At 67.6% G+C, this 15,280-nt stretch carries 10 protein-coding genes; 4 read left to right on the top strand and 6 right to left on the bottom strand.

The window, feature by feature from the left end:
- Window positions 1-25 precede the first annotated feature (25 nt).
- On the bottom strand, window positions 26-1,615 hold the full coding sequence (locus tag UAJ10_RS02070) for a S10 family peptidase (protein WP_322913710.1): 1,590 nt from the start codon (window positions 1,613-1,615) through the stop codon (window positions 26-28).
- 349 nt (window positions 1,616-1,964) lie between these two features.
- On the opposite strand from UAJ10_RS02070, the gene UAJ10_RS02065 reads away from it, so the two are divergent.
- Together UAJ10_RS02065 and UAJ10_RS02060 are read left to right on the top strand one after the other, a co-directional pair.
- Entirely contained in the window at window positions 1,965-2,840 is an 876-nt protein-coding gene (locus UAJ10_RS02065; protein WP_322913709.1) for a MipA/OmpV family protein, read from the top strand.
- 135 nt (window positions 2,841-2,975) lie between these two features.
- Window positions 2,976-5,321, top strand: coding sequence for a S8 family serine peptidase (locus UAJ10_RS02060; protein ID WP_322913708.1), 2,346 nt, complete (start codon window positions 2,976-2,978; stop codon window positions 5,319-5,321).
- Between the two features lie 129 nt (window positions 5,322-5,450).
- Here the strand turns inward: UAJ10_RS02060 and UAJ10_RS02055 are convergent, their stop codons facing one another.
- Entirely contained in the window at window positions 5,451-5,789 is a 339-nt protein-coding gene (locus UAJ10_RS02055) for a P-II family nitrogen regulator (RefSeq protein WP_004271938.1), read from the bottom strand.
- A gap of 154 nt (window positions 5,790-5,943) precedes the next feature.
- Complete coding sequence (locus UAJ10_RS02050; protein ID WP_416235344.1) at window positions 5,944-7,323, bottom strand: ammonium transporter; 1,380 nt, start codon at window positions 7,321-7,323, stop codon at window positions 5,944-5,946.
- A gap of 708 nt (window positions 7,324-8,031) precedes the next feature.
- Between UAJ10_RS02050 and UAJ10_RS02045 the strand changes: the two genes are divergently transcribed.
- Together UAJ10_RS02045 and UAJ10_RS02040 are read left to right on the top strand one after the other, a co-directional pair.
- Entirely contained in the window at window positions 8,032-9,384 is a 1,353-nt protein-coding gene (locus UAJ10_RS02045) for a porin (protein WP_322913706.1), read from the top strand.
- Window positions 9,385-9,694: 310 nt separating this feature from the next.
- Window positions 9,695-10,924: a PAS domain-containing sensor histidine kinase gene (locus UAJ10_RS02040; RefSeq protein WP_322913704.1), complete on the top strand. Its 1,230-nt coding sequence runs from the start codon at window positions 9,695-9,697 to the stop codon at window positions 10,922-10,924.
- 10 nt (window positions 10,925-10,934) lie between these two features.
- On the opposite strand, the gene UAJ10_RS02035 is transcribed toward UAJ10_RS02040, so the two are convergent.
- The 3 genes from UAJ10_RS02035 to UAJ10_RS02025 form a co-directional block, all read right to left on the bottom strand.
- Window positions 10,935-13,820, bottom strand: coding sequence for a response regulator (locus UAJ10_RS02035; protein WP_322913702.1), 2,886 nt, complete (start codon window positions 13,818-13,820; stop codon window positions 10,935-10,937).
- Window positions 13,804-14,196: a response regulator transcription factor gene (locus UAJ10_RS02030; RefSeq protein WP_322913701.1), complete on the bottom strand. Its 393-nt coding sequence runs from the start codon at window positions 14,194-14,196 to the stop codon at window positions 13,804-13,806. The genes UAJ10_RS02035 and UAJ10_RS02030 overlap by 17 nt, the downstream gene beginning before the upstream one ends.
- Window positions 14,197-14,411: 215 nt before the next feature.
- On the bottom strand, window positions 14,412-15,140 hold the full coding sequence (locus UAJ10_RS02025; protein WP_322913699.1) for a response regulator transcription factor: 729 nt from the start codon (window positions 15,138-15,140) through the stop codon (window positions 14,412-14,414).
- Window positions 15,141-15,280: the final 140 nt, after the last annotated feature.

Raw genomic sequence — 15,280 nt, 5'->3', positions numbered from 1 at the left:
CGCCCACACCTTTTCCGACCGCGCGTCAGTTCTGCGCCGGGCTGCCGGCGACGATGAACTTGCGGATGTCCTGGGTCAGCTTCTCGATGGCCTGGGGCTGCACGTACATCATATGGCCGCCGGGGTAGTAGTTGAACGACACCCGGTTGGTGGGCGCGCCGGCATCGTTGAAGCTGTTCTCGGTATGGAAGAACGGCGTCGCCAGGTCGTAATAGCCCATGGCGACGAAGGCCCGCATGCCCTTGTTCTGGCGCATGGCGTCGCCGACAAAGGGGCCGACGTCGGTGCCGCGATAGGGCTCGCTGCCGCCGCCGTCCACCTGGGCGTAGTTCCAGCGGCGGTAGAGGGAGCCCAGCACCTTGTACTCACGCCCGCCCATGTCCAGGCCCAGGTCGTTGCGGAAATAGGTGTTCACCACGGCGCTGAACGCCCCGCTCATGCCGTTCAGCGAGGGGTCGTTGTCCGGCCGCTCACCGGAACTGTCGTAATCCTCCCCCAGGTAGCGGCCGTCGATGCGGCCGATGCTCTTGCCCTGGTCGCGCAGCAGTTCCTTCATAAAGCGGTGGTCCTGGATCTTCAGGTGCGACTGCTCGATGAAGGCTGGGGACAGGCCGGTGAAATGGGCCAGCTTGGCCACCACCGCCTTGTGCTGCTCCGGCGACAGCCGGTTGCCCAGGATGAGGGCGGAGGCGTACTCGGTTGCCGCGAACTGGCGGGCGTCGGCCAGGAACTTGTCGAAGCCCATGGAAGTGTCGGCCACCTTCTTGTGATACCAGGCCGTGGCGGCATAGCTGGGCAGGAAGGACCAATAGGGCACCAGGTTGCCCCGCGCGAAGGTCAGCGAGGTATAGTCCATGGCCGGCGAAATCAGGATGATGCCGTTCAGGGACACGGTGGAGGTGGTGCCGCTCAATTCCGGCAGCATGGCGCCGGTACGGATGCCGCCATAGCTTTCGCCGCCCAAGAACTTGGGACTGTTCCAGCGCTTGTTGTCGCCCAGCCAGACGCGCACGAACTGGGCGATGGATTTCGCATCCTCGCGCACGCCCAAGAAGTCCTTCTCCTCCCCCTTGCCGAGGGCGTGGCTGTAGCCGGTGGCGACCGGGTCGATGAACACCAGGTCGGTCACGTCCAGGATGGAATAGGCGTTGTCCACCAACGGGAAGGGTGGCGGGCCGGGGTTCTCGGCATCGGCCGGGATCTGCACGCGCTTAGGGCCAAAGACGCCCATGTGCAGCCACAGGCTGGCGGAGCCGGGACCGCCGTTGTAGAGGAAGGTCACCGGCCGCGTCGCGGGATTGGCGCCCTTCTTGGTGTAGGCGACCGCGAAGATGCTGGCGACGGGCTCGCCCTTCTCATCACGCAGATAGGTTTCGCCGGCTGAAACGGTGTAGTCGATCCGCTTGCCGTTGAAGGTGCCCGAACGATCGACGGTGACACGCTTGGGCGCGTCCGGCTTGGCGGCATCGGGGCCGGCCTTCGGGGCGCCATCCTTGTGATCCTGTTTGTCCTCCTTTTTCTCCTGCGCGACGCCCATCACGGCCGGAGCCATGACCGCCGGCAGCGTCACGGCCAACACGGCCGCCACCAGCAGCCCCCAACGCCTGTTCTTCAATGGAACCCCCATTCTTCTTCAACGCCCCATGCTTAGCCGCCCCTGTCGAAACGGCCTATCAGGCACAGCGTAACAAAAGCATCCGCAATAGGACGCCCGGATAAAAGTTTTAAGCGGGGGCATAACTGTCGCCCTTCCGCCCGCATCCAGCCGGTCGAAGCGGATGGCCCGATTGCTGAGGTGGGGTCGCCGTCTGGCTGAATCGAAAAAACCGCATCAACCAGGCACGGTGCCATCCATGACCCATCCCCATGGCGCGGGAACCTTTGAAATCCTTGGGTGTTCTGACATCACCCGATTTTCTTCGGCCCCAGAAGCCAATCCTCTCCACAGGAGGCAAAAACAAATCATGGACGTTTCCGGCCCATCATCCTCCCCGCAGACCATCGGCCGCCCCGCGCTGCTCAGCCTGGTGCTCGGCTTGGCGCTCTGCCTGTTCTGCCTGATGCCCGGCAAGGCCCAGGCGCAGACACCCTCCCCCCTCAGCGAATGGCAATATTCGGCCGGCGTGCTGCTGCGGTCGAAGTTTGAAAACCCGCTGCCGACCTGGGATGTCAGCTTTGGGGCCGCGACGTCGTTCCAGCCGCGCTACGTCGGCTCATCCGAATACCATGTGCAGCCGGGCATTAACCTGGACGTGCGCTACAAGGACATCGCCTTCTTCTCCATGGGTGAGGGCTTGGGCGTGAACCTGCTGCGCGGGGAGAACTTCCGCGCCGGCGTCGCCCTGGGCTTCGACGTCGGGCGCGACCAGGACGACAGCTCGCAACTGCGCGGGCTGGGCGACATCTCCCCCGCGCCGGAGGCCAAGGTGTTCGCCGAATACACCATCTTCCCCGTGGTGCTGCGCACCGCCGTGCGGCGGGGGTTCGGCGGCAACAACGGCTGGGTGGGCGACATCAGCGCCTACCTGCCCGTCGCCGGGTCCGAACAATTCTTCGTTTTCGTGGGCCCGACTGCCACCTACGCCGACTCGTCCTACATGCGGCGCTACTTCGGCATCAACCCGTCACAGTCGATCCGCAGCGGCTACCGCCAGTACACGCCCGGCAGCGGCTTCAGCAGCGCCGGCTTCGGCACCAGCGCCGTGTGGTTCTGGACCGAGAACTGGTTCATGACGGCCGACGGGGCATACCAGAAGCTGTTGGGGGATGCCGCCGACAGCCCCATCACCCGCGCAAGCTCGCAATTCACCCTGAACCTGAGCATCGCCTACCGGTTCTGATCCCCGGTACCCTCCCTTGCCCCACTGTCCCGTTGGCGGCGACCTCCGCCTACCTTAAGATGGTGTCGCAACGGGAAATACAGCCATGGCGGACAGCGGCGGGGCCGCGCGCCGTGGCCTTGGGGGAACCGCACCATGTCACGCGTGATCAAGGTTTTCGATGCGTCGGCGCAGGACCTGGCTGCCCTGCCCGGCGTCCGGCTGCTGCAAAGCTATCCCGCCTTTCGCATCGTGGAGGTGGACGGCGATGACGCCGCCGCGGCCGTGCTGGCCACCGGCCTCACGGAAGACATCAGCGCCCTGTACACGCTGACCATGGCCAACACGGGTGCCGCCCCCATCGACACCGCCATCCCGCGCGTGGCCGCCGACGGCAGCCATGAGGCGCATCCGGCCTATGATGACGAGGCCCCCCTGCCGCCGGGCGCCCACCACTACATCGTCCAGTTCGTCGGCCCCATCCAGGATGGATGGCTGGCCGCCGTGACGGCGACGGGGGCGGAGGTGGTGGAACCCTATCAGCACTTCGCCATCATCGTCCGCGCCACCGCCGACGAGGCCGGGGTGCTGAGCCAGCTGGACACGGTTCGATGGGTGGGCCATCTGCCTTATTCCGCCCGCCTGATCCATGAGGTCGACGCGCTGGCGGCCCCGCCGGTGCCGGGCGCGCAGCACGGCCACGCCCTGCCAGACGCCTACACGGTGGAGTTTTTCGACGCCGCCCAGGCCCGGCACCACCAGGCCGATGTCGCCGCCTGCGGCTTCACCATCGTTGATGAGGCCCCGGGCAGCGCCTTGCTGGTGGTGGAAACGACCGCGCCCGGCGAGGGCGCCCTGCGCGACAAGCTGCTGGCCCTGGCCCGGGTGCATGGGGTGAAGCGCATCGGCCGCCATGTGCTGCCCATGCCGTCCACCGACCAGGCCACCCGCATCATCGGCTCGGCCGGCGTGCTGACCGACGCCACGGGCGTCCGCGCCCCGCTCCTGGGCCTGACCGGTGCCGGCGAGGTGGTGGCGATGTGCGACACCGGCCTGGATTCCGGCGATCCCGCCACCATCCACCCGGACTTCGCCGGCCGTGTCCTGGCGTTGGAAAGCTATCCCATCAGCCCCAGCTACGCCTCGCGCATCAACAACCCGGGCGCCGACGACGGCCCCGCCGACGTCAACCACGGTCACGGCACCCATACCGCCGGGGCCCTGCTGGGGGATGGCACCGCCAGCGCCGAGCTGCCCAACCTGGCCGGGCCGGTGCGCGGCCTGGCTTATAAGGCGCAGGTGATCATGCAGGCGGTGGAACAGTTCCTGGACTGGAAGCCGGTCGACGGGCAAACCCCGCCGCCGCCTTATTCCCTGGCCGGCCTGCCCAGCGACCTGAAGGTGTTGTACAGCGCGGCCTACGGCAAGGGCGCCCGCATCCATTCCAATTCCTGGGGCGGCGGCACCAAGCAGGCCTATAATTCCTACTGCACGGACATCGACACCTTCGTCTGGAACAATCCGGACTTCTGCATCGTCTTTTCCGCCGGCAATGACGGCGCCGACAATGATGGCGACGGCCGGATCGATCCCGGCAGCGTGACACCGCCCGGCACGGCCAAGAACTGCGTCACCGTGGGCGCCTGCGCCAACAACCGGCAGGACATCGCCCTCACCAACGGCGCCAAATGGGGCGCCAAGGCCGCGCCCGTCGATGCCCTGGTGGCGGGCGGCCCCGACCAGATGGCCCCCTTCAGCAGCCGGGGGCCCACCCAGGATGGGCGGATAAAGCCGGACGTGGTGGCGCCGGGCACCTTCATCCTGTCGACCCGGTCGCAGCGGCTGGCCAGCTACAACGGCCAGACGCCCTATTACACCCCCGCCACGCCCTTCTACATGTATGAGAGCGGCACCAGCACGGCGGCGCCCCTGGTTGCCGGGGCCATCGCCCTCATCCGTGAATACCTGCGCGCCCAGGTGGGCCTGCCATCGCCCTCCGCCGCCCTGTTGAAGGCGGCGCTCATCGCCGGCGCGGTGCCCTTGCGCGGAACGGATGGTAGCGGAACGGATGGTCCGGTGCCGGACATCAACCAGGGCTTTGGCCGCGTCCACCTGGACACCATCCTGGCGCCGGCGGCCCCCCTGCGCGCCACCTTCCTGGACGGCGGCAGCGTCGCCACCGGCGACCTTTACCAATACAGCCTGCAGGTGGTGGCGGACGGCAGTCCCTTGCGGGTGGTGATGGCCTACAGCGACTATCCCGGCGCCAGCCTGGTGAACAACCTGAACCTGGTGCTGCGCGGGCCCGATGGTTCCACCGTCACCGGCAATGCCGGACCCGGCGGCCAGGCCCCCAGTGGCCAGACGATGGACAGCGCCAACAACGTCGAGGCCATCGCCGTGCCGGCGGCGGCGGCCGGCACCTGGACCGTGCAGGTGGTGGGCGCCAACGTGCCCCAGGGGCCGCAGCCCTTCGCCCTGGCCTTGCTGGCCGCCAACTGAATGAAAAAGGGCGGCGCCCCCAAGGCCGCCGCCCTTCTTTCGACGTGTCCGGACAACACCGTTCCCAACACCAGCCCGGGGTCTGATCGCCGGGCTGGCCGGTGCCGTTGCGTCCCGTGACCGGCGGCCTTACAGCGCGTCGGTGTCGGTCTCGCCCGTGCGGATACGCACGGCTTGCGCCAGTTCCAGCACGAAGATCTTGCCGTCGCCGATCTTGCCGGTGTTGGCGGCGGCCTGGATGGCCTCCACCGCCTTGTCGGCCAGATCGTCGGGCACGGCCACTTCGATCTTCATCTTGGGCAGGAAGCTGACGGCGTACTCGGCGCCCCGGTAGATCTCGGTCTGGCCCTTTTGCCGGCCATAGCCCTTGACCTCGGTGACGGTCAGGCCCTGCACCCCCAGGCCGGTCAGGGCGTCGCGCACCTCATCCAGCTTGAAGGGTTTGATCACCGCGATAATGAACTTCATCAGACCACTCCCTGATTGGATATTCGTGATCGCCGGGGGCGGGGCCGGCCGGGTCAGTCTAACATCGCCGGCCGACGTCCGTTCCCACGGATCCGCTTGGACTTCAGTCCCTTAGGGATAGCTTGGCCATCCCTCTAGGATACGCAACCAAGGCTTAGTGGATGGACTCGCCGTGCAGGGCGATGTCCAGGCCGTCACGCTCGATCTCTTCATCGACGCGCAGGCCGATCACCAGGTCGATCACCTTCAGCAGCACGAAGGTGATGACGCCGCACCACACGATGGTGAAGGCCACACCTTCGAGCTGGAGGATGACCTGGGCGGCATTGCCCTCGATCAGGCCCAGCTTCGTGTCCGGCGCGTCCTTCAGCGTGGCGGCGAAGGCGCCCTCGCTGTTGGCCACGGCCATCTTGGCGAACACGCCGGTCAGGATGGCGCCGACGATGCCGCCGATGCCGTGCACGCCGAAGGCATCCAGGCTGTCGTCGTAGCCCAGGGCCTTCTTCAGCGAGGTGGCGGAGAAGAAGCAGATGATGCCGACGGCGATGCCGATGGCGAAGGCGCCGACGGTGTCGACGAAACCGGCGGCCGGGGTGATGGCCACCAGGCCGGCCACGGCGCCCGAGATGATGCCCAGGACCGAGGGCTTGCCCTTGACCGCCCATTCCACGAACACCCAGGCCAGCGCCGCCGCGGCGGTGGCCACCTGGGTCACGGTCATGGCCATGCCGGCGCGCGGACCGGCCGTCAGGGCCGAGCCGGCGTTGAAGCCGAACCAGCCCACCCACAGCAGCGAGGCGCCGATGAGGCTAAGCACCAGGTTATGCGGGCTGAAGTCGGCGTTGGGGTAACCCTTGCGCTTGCCGATGACCAGGCAGGCCACCAGGCCGGCGATGCCGGCGTTGATGTGCACGACCGTGCCGCCAGCGAAGTCCAGCACGCCCAGCTTGGCCAGGTAGCCGTTGGGATGCCACACCGTGTGGGCGATGGGGGCGTAGACGACCAGCGACCACAGCGTGATGAAGATCAGCATGGCCGAGAACTTCATGCGATCGGCGAAGGCGCCGGTGATGAGCGCCGGCGTGATGATCGCGAAGGTCATCTGGTACATCATGAACACCGGCTCCGGGATCGTCGGGGCCAGGGCGTGGGTGCCGGTCGGGTCCATACCCGCCAGCAGCACACGGCTGAAGCCGCCGATGAATTCCTTGGCGTCGGCGGCGTCACTGGCCGCGGAGAAGGCCAGGCTGTATTCGACCAGCGCCCACAGCACGGTCACCAGGCAGGTGATGGCGAAGCTCTGCATCACCATGGCCAGCACGTTGAACTTCCGGACCATACCGCCGTAGAACAGCGCCAGGCCGGGAATGGTCATCATCAGCACCAGGGCGGTGGACGTCAGCATCCACGCCGTGTCTCCCCCACTGATGGTGGGCGCGGCGGGCGCCGCAGCGGCGGCCGCGGCCGCGGCGGGTGCCGCGGCGTCCTGAGCGAAGGCCAGCGCCGGCGCCATGCCGGACAGCGCCATCACCATCAATCCAAGTAAGCGGTTCCCAAGCAAACGGTTCATCTGGCTCCCCATTCCCGTTCGTTTAAGCCGGTTCCGGCACCCCTAGGTCTGCCCCCAGGAACCGATCCGGCCATCAGCCAACCGTCCACCCCTTTCAAAGTTCGTGCCGCAGTGCGAACAAGGGCCCCGGATGGCGGGAACGCTGGCCCCCGTACCCCCGCCCGCCACCCCCATTTGTTGCCGAAAGGTTAAAAAATCCGCACGCTTTTCGGGCGTATCGCCCGGCGCCCTCGGCCAATGCCTATATTTAAGGCATTTCTCACTTTGTCACAGCTTGTGGTTTCAGCTTATTTTTGAAGCTGTTTCAAGCGGCTGGGCCCAATGGTTGCGGTAGGCGGAGCCCGGCGAAACGTACAATTTCGTTCCACGCCTAAAAATCATGCACATTTTTTCAAATTCTGCCGCAGCGACACAACTTATGGAAACCAGTTTCACTGGATAAACGGTTTCTTACAACTTCTTAGCGTAAAAACCGTCTCCACCGGCCAGGGCTTGGCAAATCAACCTTTTGTGGCTGTGTCCCGTTGACTGCGGCCAAGCGCCTCAGGTGTCCGTGGGCAGGACACCGCCTTATTTTCAGGCAGTGGGGCGCGGTTGGCATCGATCTTGCTGCGGCGCAATAGCAGTCATCGCCTACATAAAACAATCAACAAGCCTCACGGAGAATAAACAATGGCCTCAGTTCGGGAGATTGAAGTCGACTGTCCGCTTGCCACCCGCGCGCCGGCCCCGCGTGGACGCACCACCAAGACCGTCCTGCTGGCGGCAACCGCCGCCGCGGCCATCAGCCTGATGGTGGGCCTGTCCGCCATCGCCACGCCCGCGCTGGCGCAAGAGGCGGCCCCCGCCGCCGACGCCGCGGCCGCCCCCACCGAACCGCCGGGAATCAAATGGTCCGCCTATGTCGAGGCCGGCGCCACCTTCAATAGCGACGGCCCCACCGGCGGTACCAACTATGGCCACCTGTTCACGGACAAGACCAACCAGCTGGTCCTGAACCAGCTGTCGGGCACCGTTTCCAAGGATCTGGACCCCAAGGCCGAAGGTTTCGACTGGGGCTTCAAGGTGCAAGGCTTCTACGGCACCGACGCGCGCTACACCCATTTCCTGGGCATTCTGGACACCGGCATCAAGGAGCGCACCCAGTTCGACCTGGTGGAGGCCAACGTCCTGCTGCACTTCCCCAGCCCCGGCGCCGGTGGCCTGGACCTGAAGGTGGGCGCCTTCTCCACACCGCTGGGCGCGGAGGTGATCGCCGCCCCATCCAACCTGCTGTACAGCCACAGCTACATCTTCAACTTCGGCCTGCCGCTGAAGCACACCGGCGCCCTGGCCACCCTGCACCTGACGCCGGATATCGACCTGTACGGCGGCGTCGACAGCGGCGTGAACACGACGCTGAGCGATGGCGACAACAACGGCGCCGCCGCCGGCATCTTCGGCATCGGCCTGAACAACCTGGTGGACGGCAAGCTGACCGTGCTGGCCCTGACCCACGTGGGTCCGGAAAACCCCAGCCTTAAGGCGCCGCTGGGCTATGCCGATGCCAACAACGAGAACCGCTGGATCAGCGACATCACCGCCACCTTCAAGGCGACGGACGAGCTGACGCTGATCACCGAGCTGAACTACATCAAGGACGACCTGTTCAACGTCGACGGCGGCGGCATCGCCCAATACGTCAGCTACACCCTGTCGCCGGAGCTGACGGCCACCCTGCGCGCCGAATGGTGGCGGGACGGCCACGGCTTCTTCGTGGCGGCCTTCCCCGGCAATCGTGACTTCGTCTTCCTGGAAAAGGGCGAGCCGCTGGAGAAGGGCGCCATCGGTCCGGGCGTGGGCACCAGCTATGGCGAGCTGACCCTGGGCCTCACCTGGAAGCCGGCGGACCTGGGCCTGTTGGACGGCCTGACCCTGCGGCCTGAGGTGCGCTACGACAAGGCCAACCACGCCGCCTACGACAACCTGACCAAGGACGACCAGTTCACGTTCGGTGTTGATTTGATCCTGCCTTTCGGCGGTTGATCCGCTAGTATGGGCTGGGGCGGGCGGTTCCCTGGGGCCGCCCACCCCTCATGATTAAAAACGAATGGGGTCCGACGCTGGCAAAAGCCGGCGTCCGTATTGTTTTCGTATTTTTGATCTGGCCGCTTGTGGACGTGGGTACGCCCGTGCGCTCTTGCCCCCTCGTGCAGTCCCGCGGGGATGCCCAAGGACGCCGGATGGGACCATCACGTCCTTGAATGTCCGTATTGGACCCTCAAGGGGGTCGCGCGCGGAGGCGTGTTTGCTGACAGGTTTGCCGGTTTCCTTGGCTATCGAGCCCCCACCCGCCATGACGGTTCCCACCCCGGCCGCGTCGGACACGCCCGTGCTCCCCGAGCCTTCCGTCCAGGTGCTCGCCACGGTTCAGGGGGCCGCGCCCGCGGAGGCCGACGCCGCCCATCCCGAGGACCGCTATCGCCGCCTGTTCGAGCAGGCCCCCTGGGGGCTGTTCCAGACCACGGTCGACGGCCGCTACCTGGATGCCAACCCGGCGCTGGCCCGGCTGTACGGCTATGACAGCCGCGAGGACATGCTGGGCGCCCTGACCGACATCGGCGTGCAGCTCTATGTCGACGCCGGCCGGCGCGAGGCCTTCGTGGCCGAGATGCGGGCGCGCGGCGTGGTCCAGGGCTTCGAGTCCCGCATCCGCCGCCGTGACGGCACCATCATCTGGATTTCCGAGACCTGCCGCGAGGTGCGCGACGCCAACGGCCAACCCCTCTATTACGAGGGCACGGTCGAGGAGATCACCACCCGCAAGGAGGCGGAGCAGGCCCTGCGCGCCGCCAATGAGAAGGCCCAGCGCGCCAACGAGGCCAAGGAGCGTTTCCTGGGCCTGGTGACGCACGAGCTGCGCACCCCGCTGCACGCCATCCTCGGCTTTGGCGACCTGATCGGCCAGTTGCACCAGGACGAGGTGGCGGAGCGAGACGACTATCTGCGCGAGATCACCAGCGCCGGCAACCGCCTGCTGCGCACCATCAACCGCCTGCTGGACTATACCCGCCTGGCATCAGGCTCCACCGCCAGCGAGCTGCAGCTGATCGAGCTGGAGCCCTTCGTCGCCCGCCTCGTCCGTCAGTTCGGCGGCGGACGGGACAAGCGCGTGCGCGTCCGGCATGACGCGGAAACGACGGCACCCTGCGTTCTGGAGATCGACGGCAATCTGCTGAATCGCGCCCTGACCGAACTGCTGACCAACGCGCTGACCTACTCCCCGCCCGAACAGGCGGTGGTCGTGGAAATCGGCCAGCGGCGGGAGGGTGTCACCCTGCGCGTCATCGACCAGGGGCGCGGCATGTCAGCGGAGGAGTTGCAGGCCGCCGCCGTGCCCTTCGGCAGCGTCATCCTGCAGGCGCGCGCCCGCCAGCAGGGCTTGGGATTGGGCCTGCCCATCGCGCAGAGCATCGCCGGCATGCTGGGCGGCCACCTGGACCTGGCCAGCTCCCTGCTGAACGGCACCGTCGCCACGCTGTTCCTGCCGACGCCGGCGGGGCGACAGGCGCCCAACGGGACTTGACCTGGCACGCCTAACCCGACACCCCGGGCCGGGCGGCGCACAGCGCCTCCACCTTCGCGGCCAGGCGTTCCACCACCACCGGCTTCAGGAAGAAGGCGTCGGCGCCGCCGGCCAGCGCCGCCCTCTCGTCCGACCGCTCGCTATAGCCGGTGTAGAGCACGCAAGGCAGATCGGGCCGACGGGTTTTCAGCAGGGCGATGAGGGCCATGCCGGTCATGCCGGGCATGGTCTGGTCGCTGACCACGGCGTCGAAGGCCAGCGGGTTCTCCTCGAACACCTCCAGCGCCTCGGCCGGGGTTTCGCAGATGGCGACCTCGTGCCCCCGGCGCGACAGGCCTTCCAGCAGCATGTCGCCCATCTCCGCCGCGTCGTCCACCACCAGGATGCGCAGGCGGCGGTGCGGCACCGCCTTCACGGCCGCGGGCGCCAGCATGGGGGCCGTCGTGGCGCCGGGCCCACCCACCGGCAGCAGGACGCGCAGCAGCGCCCCTTCGCCCTCCGCCGACATCACCGTCATGCCGCCGCCATGGGCGCGGACGATGCCGTAGACCACCGGCATGCCCAGGCCCGTGCCCCGGCCCTTGCCCTTGGTGGTGAAGAAGGGTTCGAACAGGCGGGTCATGACCTCCACGGTCATGCCGTGGCCCTCGTCCTCCACCTCCAGCACCACGTGCGGACGGCTCTTGTCGAAGGGCAGGGCCTCATGCTCGGTCCAATGCCCCCCTTGGCGCCCCTCCCTCACCCGCGCGTCCTCCGGCGCGGGGCCGGGGAACAGGCGGATACGGATGCGCCCGCCCTCGCCCCGGCGGGCGTCGTGGGCGTTGATCACCAAGTTCATCAGCACCTGGACCAGCTGGGTGGGATTGGCGCGCACATTGGGCACCGAGCCCGCGATCTGGAAGCTCATCTCCGTCGTTGCCGGCACGGCGGAGCGCAGGATTCCCCGCGCATCCTCCAGCACCGCCACGGGGGACACGGCCTGCAACTCCCCCTTGTCCGAGCGGGCGAAGGTCAGGATCTGCCCCACCAGTTCCTTGGCGCGCTTGCCCACGGCGTTGATGCGGGCGACGTAGCTGTGGGCCTTGTCCTGCGGATCCAGGTCGTCCAGCAGGAACTCGACATAGCCCAGCATGGCGCCCAGCAGGTTGTTGAAGTCGTGGGCCACCCCGCCGGCCAGCCGGCCGATGGCCTCCATCTTGTCCTGCTGCAGGACCTGCCGCTGCAATTCCTCACGCTCGCGCGCCACCCGGCGGGCGGCGGAGACGTCGCGCAGCACCATGACGATGTCGCCGTTGGGCCGCAGGCTCAACGTCGTCTCATACGCCTCCATGGTGCGGCCCCAGATGCTCTCCCACGTCTCGCTCACCCTGTGGGCGTAGCCGGTGGACATGAGATCGACGCGGTTGCGCTGGTGCCCCTCTTCCGACCGGGCCGCCGTCTCCGGCGTCAGCAGGTCGCGCCAGCATCGGCCCACCACCGCCGCCTCGTCCGGCGCGCCCAGCAGGGATATGGCCGCCGGGTTGGCATACAGCACTGTGTAGTCCCGGTCGAACAGCACGATGGCGTCCTTGGCGGCGCCCACGCCGGCCAGCATGCGCTCCAGCGCCGTCGTCCGCTCCTCCACCTGGGCGCGCAGGCGGTCACGTTCCACCATCGTGCCGCGGAAGCGGTCCAGCGCCCGGGCGATGCCGCCGATCTGGTCGTTGCGCCCGGTGTCGGGCACCGTTACGGCCTCGCCCTTGTCCAGCAGGTCTATGGTCCGCGCCATGCGGGTCAGTGGCACGCCGATGATGGCGCGCACGGCCGCCACCAGCACCAGGCTGATCAGCAGTCCCGCCGCCAGGGCCGCCAGCATGATGGCGGTGCCGATGCCGGCGAAGGGCGCGCTGAGGCCCTGCACCGGCACGTCCAGCAGCAGCAGGCGCCGGCTGTCGCCCTCGAAGAACACCATGGGCACGGCATAGCGGCGGATGCGCAGGCCGTTCTTGTCCAGCCGCTCCACCTCATAGGGCTGGACCTTCAGCACCCGGGCCAGTTCATCCGCGCTCAGCTGGAACTGCGCGCCCTCGCCCACCGTGGCCTTGGTGGCCAGCAGGGCGTGGTCGGGGTGGTAGGTCCAGTTGCCCTCGCGGTTGATCATGTAGATGTTGCCGCCCAGGGGACGGCGGCTGTCCAATTCCTGCGCCCGCGCCTCCAGCGCCAGATCGGTGCCGGCCACGCCGATCAGGCGCCCGTCCACGATCACGGGTATGGTGTAGGAGATCATCCAGACCGGCCGGCCCAGCACGGTGTAGAGGTAGGGCGGGATGGCCTGGCGCACCCGGGACTGGGCCGGGCGGCTGTAATATTCGTCGTGATAGAAGTCGGACCGGATCTCGCTGGCCTTCACGCCACCCTGGCCATCGGCCACGTAATAGGTGGCGAAGCGTCCGCTTTCCGGCAGTCCCAGGGTGGGGTCGCCGCCCTTGAACGTCTGGTCCGGGCCCATGAAGTCCGGCTCCGCCAGGAACCAGAAGCCCACCATGTTGGGGTGGGCCACCGCCGTGCGCTCGATATACTTGGCCACCAGCCGCCGGTCGCTGGTGCCGGTGGCGACCATGCTTTCCACCTGGCGGGCCAAGCCTTCGACGAAGGCGATCTTTTCCCGGGTGATGGCGGCGATCTCGCCCGCCTGCTTGTCGGCCAGGTCCTGGCCGTAATCCACCGCGAACCGTTCCACCACCGCGCGGCTGGTGCGGACCGCCACGAAGGCGGTGCCGGCCGCCGCCAGCAGGACCAACGGCACCAGGATCATCAGCAGGCGGGTGGTGATGCTGCCCTGCGCCAGCGGCCCCTGGGCGAGAGGCACCCGTGCAAGAGAATGCGGCGTGGAATGGGCGTCAGGCGGCGGGCTCACACGCCTCCTTCCCCGGCTGGGCCAGGAAATCGGCCAGCATCATGCCAAGGCCGCCATTGCTCTTTTCGGAAACGGCGGCCCCGTAGATCAGCTGCGCCGCGCGCAGGCAGGGCGCGGTGATGGCCTCCGGCCCGTCGCTGAGGATCAGCAGGGGCATGTGCGGGTGATGCGACCGGATCGCCCGGGCCAATTCCAATCCATCCATCTGCGGCATCAGCAGATCCGAAATGACGGCACGCACCGGTTGGGAGGCCAGCACGGACAGACCCTCGCGGGCCGAGGCGGCCATGATGGGGGCGTATCCCAGGCGCCGAACCGCCTCGCACAGATAGTCGCGGAAATACGGGTTGTCGTCGACGATCAGGATGGCGCTCATTGGGATAGGCTTTCGGGCGATGAACAGGAATGGGTGGTCCAGGTTGCGGATCGCATATGATCGCAACCGTTCCCCATCCGCACCTGTCGCGAAGGCTATCGGTCGGGGGAATAGGGATAGCGGGGGATAGCGCGCCGCTATCCCACAACCTTGCATGGTCGCCATGCCCCGCGCCCGGCGCCAACCGCCCCTGCGTCTCCTTCATTCCCAAGGCCTTAGGCCCCGCCCAGCAGGCCAAGGTCGCGCGCCCGCGTCACCGCCTCGACCCGGTTCTTGGCGCCCAGCTTGCGCAGGATGCGGCGGGTGTGCAGCTTGATCGTCACCTCCTGCAGGTCCAGCACGCGGCCGATCTCCTTGTTGGTGGCACCGCCGGCCAGGTGCTCCAGCACCTGGCACTCCCGCTCCGTCAGCAGGCCGCCGCTGTCGGGTGCCGCGCCGGCACCGCCCGGGGGGGCCGCCAGGGGGCCCGGCAAAGCGCCGGCCATGCGCAGGGCCACGTCCGCCGGCACCACGCTGCCGCCCACCGCCACCACCTTCAGCATCTGCACCAGGGCCACGCTGGACAGCGTCTTGGGCAGGAAGGCGCAGGCGCCCCGGCTCAGCGCCTCGCGCGCGATGACGGCGTCATCGTGCCCCGTGACCACGGCCACCGGCGCGTCGATGCCGGCGGCGTCCAGGCGGTCCATCCCGGCGCCGCCCTCGCCCCCCGGCAGTTGCCAATCCATGACCACCAGGTCGAAGTCCGGCGTCCCCGGCTGCCGCGCCAGGGCGTCCAGTTCCTCCAGCGAGCCGACGGCGGTCAGGCTGGCCTGCGGCCAATCCCGCATCAGGTACAGTTCCAGCGCGTCGCGATACATGGGGTGGTCGTCGGCGACCAGCACCCGCATCGGTCTATTCGCGGCACGTTCCACGGCATCCCCCTCCGCCCCCAACCATTCCCCCATTATGGGCCCCCAATGCGGGGCCCAACGCTGGCGTCCGTTGCGCGGCGCCGTTCTTGGGGGTCATCATCCGCCCCCGCCCCGCCCAAAACAACAATTTCAAAACAACGCTTTGGCACAGGGTGCCGGCCGCCGCCGGCAGG

Source organism: Nitrospirillum guaranorum, assembly GCF_034653275.1.
GTDB lineage: Bacteria > Pseudomonadota > Alphaproteobacteria > Azospirillales > Azospirillaceae > Nitrospirillum.
Note: the sequence above shows the minus strand (reverse complement) of the source record. Positions and strands in the feature narration are given on the sequence as shown.

What these genes read in the sequence shown, in the direction of transcription:
- UAJ10_RS02065 (WP_322913709.1), top strand. Translation starts at nt 1,965, where the DNA reads ATGGACGTTTCCGGCCCATCATCCTCCCCGCAGACCATCGGCCGCCCC.
- UAJ10_RS02060 (WP_322913708.1), top strand. Translation starts at nt 2,976, where the DNA reads ATGTCACGCGTGATCAAGGTTTTCGATGCGTCGGCGCAGGACCTGGCT.
- UAJ10_RS02055 (WP_004271938.1), bottom strand. Translation starts at nt 5,789, where the DNA reads ATGAAGTTCATTATCGCGGTGATCAAACCCTTCAAGCTGGATGAGGTG.
- UAJ10_RS02050 (WP_416235344.1), bottom strand. Translation starts at nt 7,323, where the DNA reads ATGGTGATGGCGCTGTCCGGCATGGCGCCGGCGCTGGCCTTCGCTCAG.
- UAJ10_RS02045 (WP_322913706.1), top strand. Translation starts at nt 8,032, where the DNA reads ATGGCCTCAGTTCGGGAGATTGAAGTCGACTGTCCGCTTGCCACCCGC.
- UAJ10_RS02040 (WP_322913704.1), top strand. Translation starts at nt 9,695, where the DNA reads ATGACGGTTCCCACCCCGGCCGCGTCGGACACGCCCGTGCTCCCCGAG.
- UAJ10_RS02030 (WP_322913701.1), bottom strand. Translation starts at nt 14,196, where the DNA reads ATGAGCGCCATCCTGATCGTCGACGACAACCCGTATTTCCGCGACTAT.
- UAJ10_RS02025 (WP_322913699.1), bottom strand. Translation starts at nt 15,140, where the DNA reads ATGGGGGAATGGTTGGGGGCGGAGGGGGATGCCGTGGAACGTGCCGCG.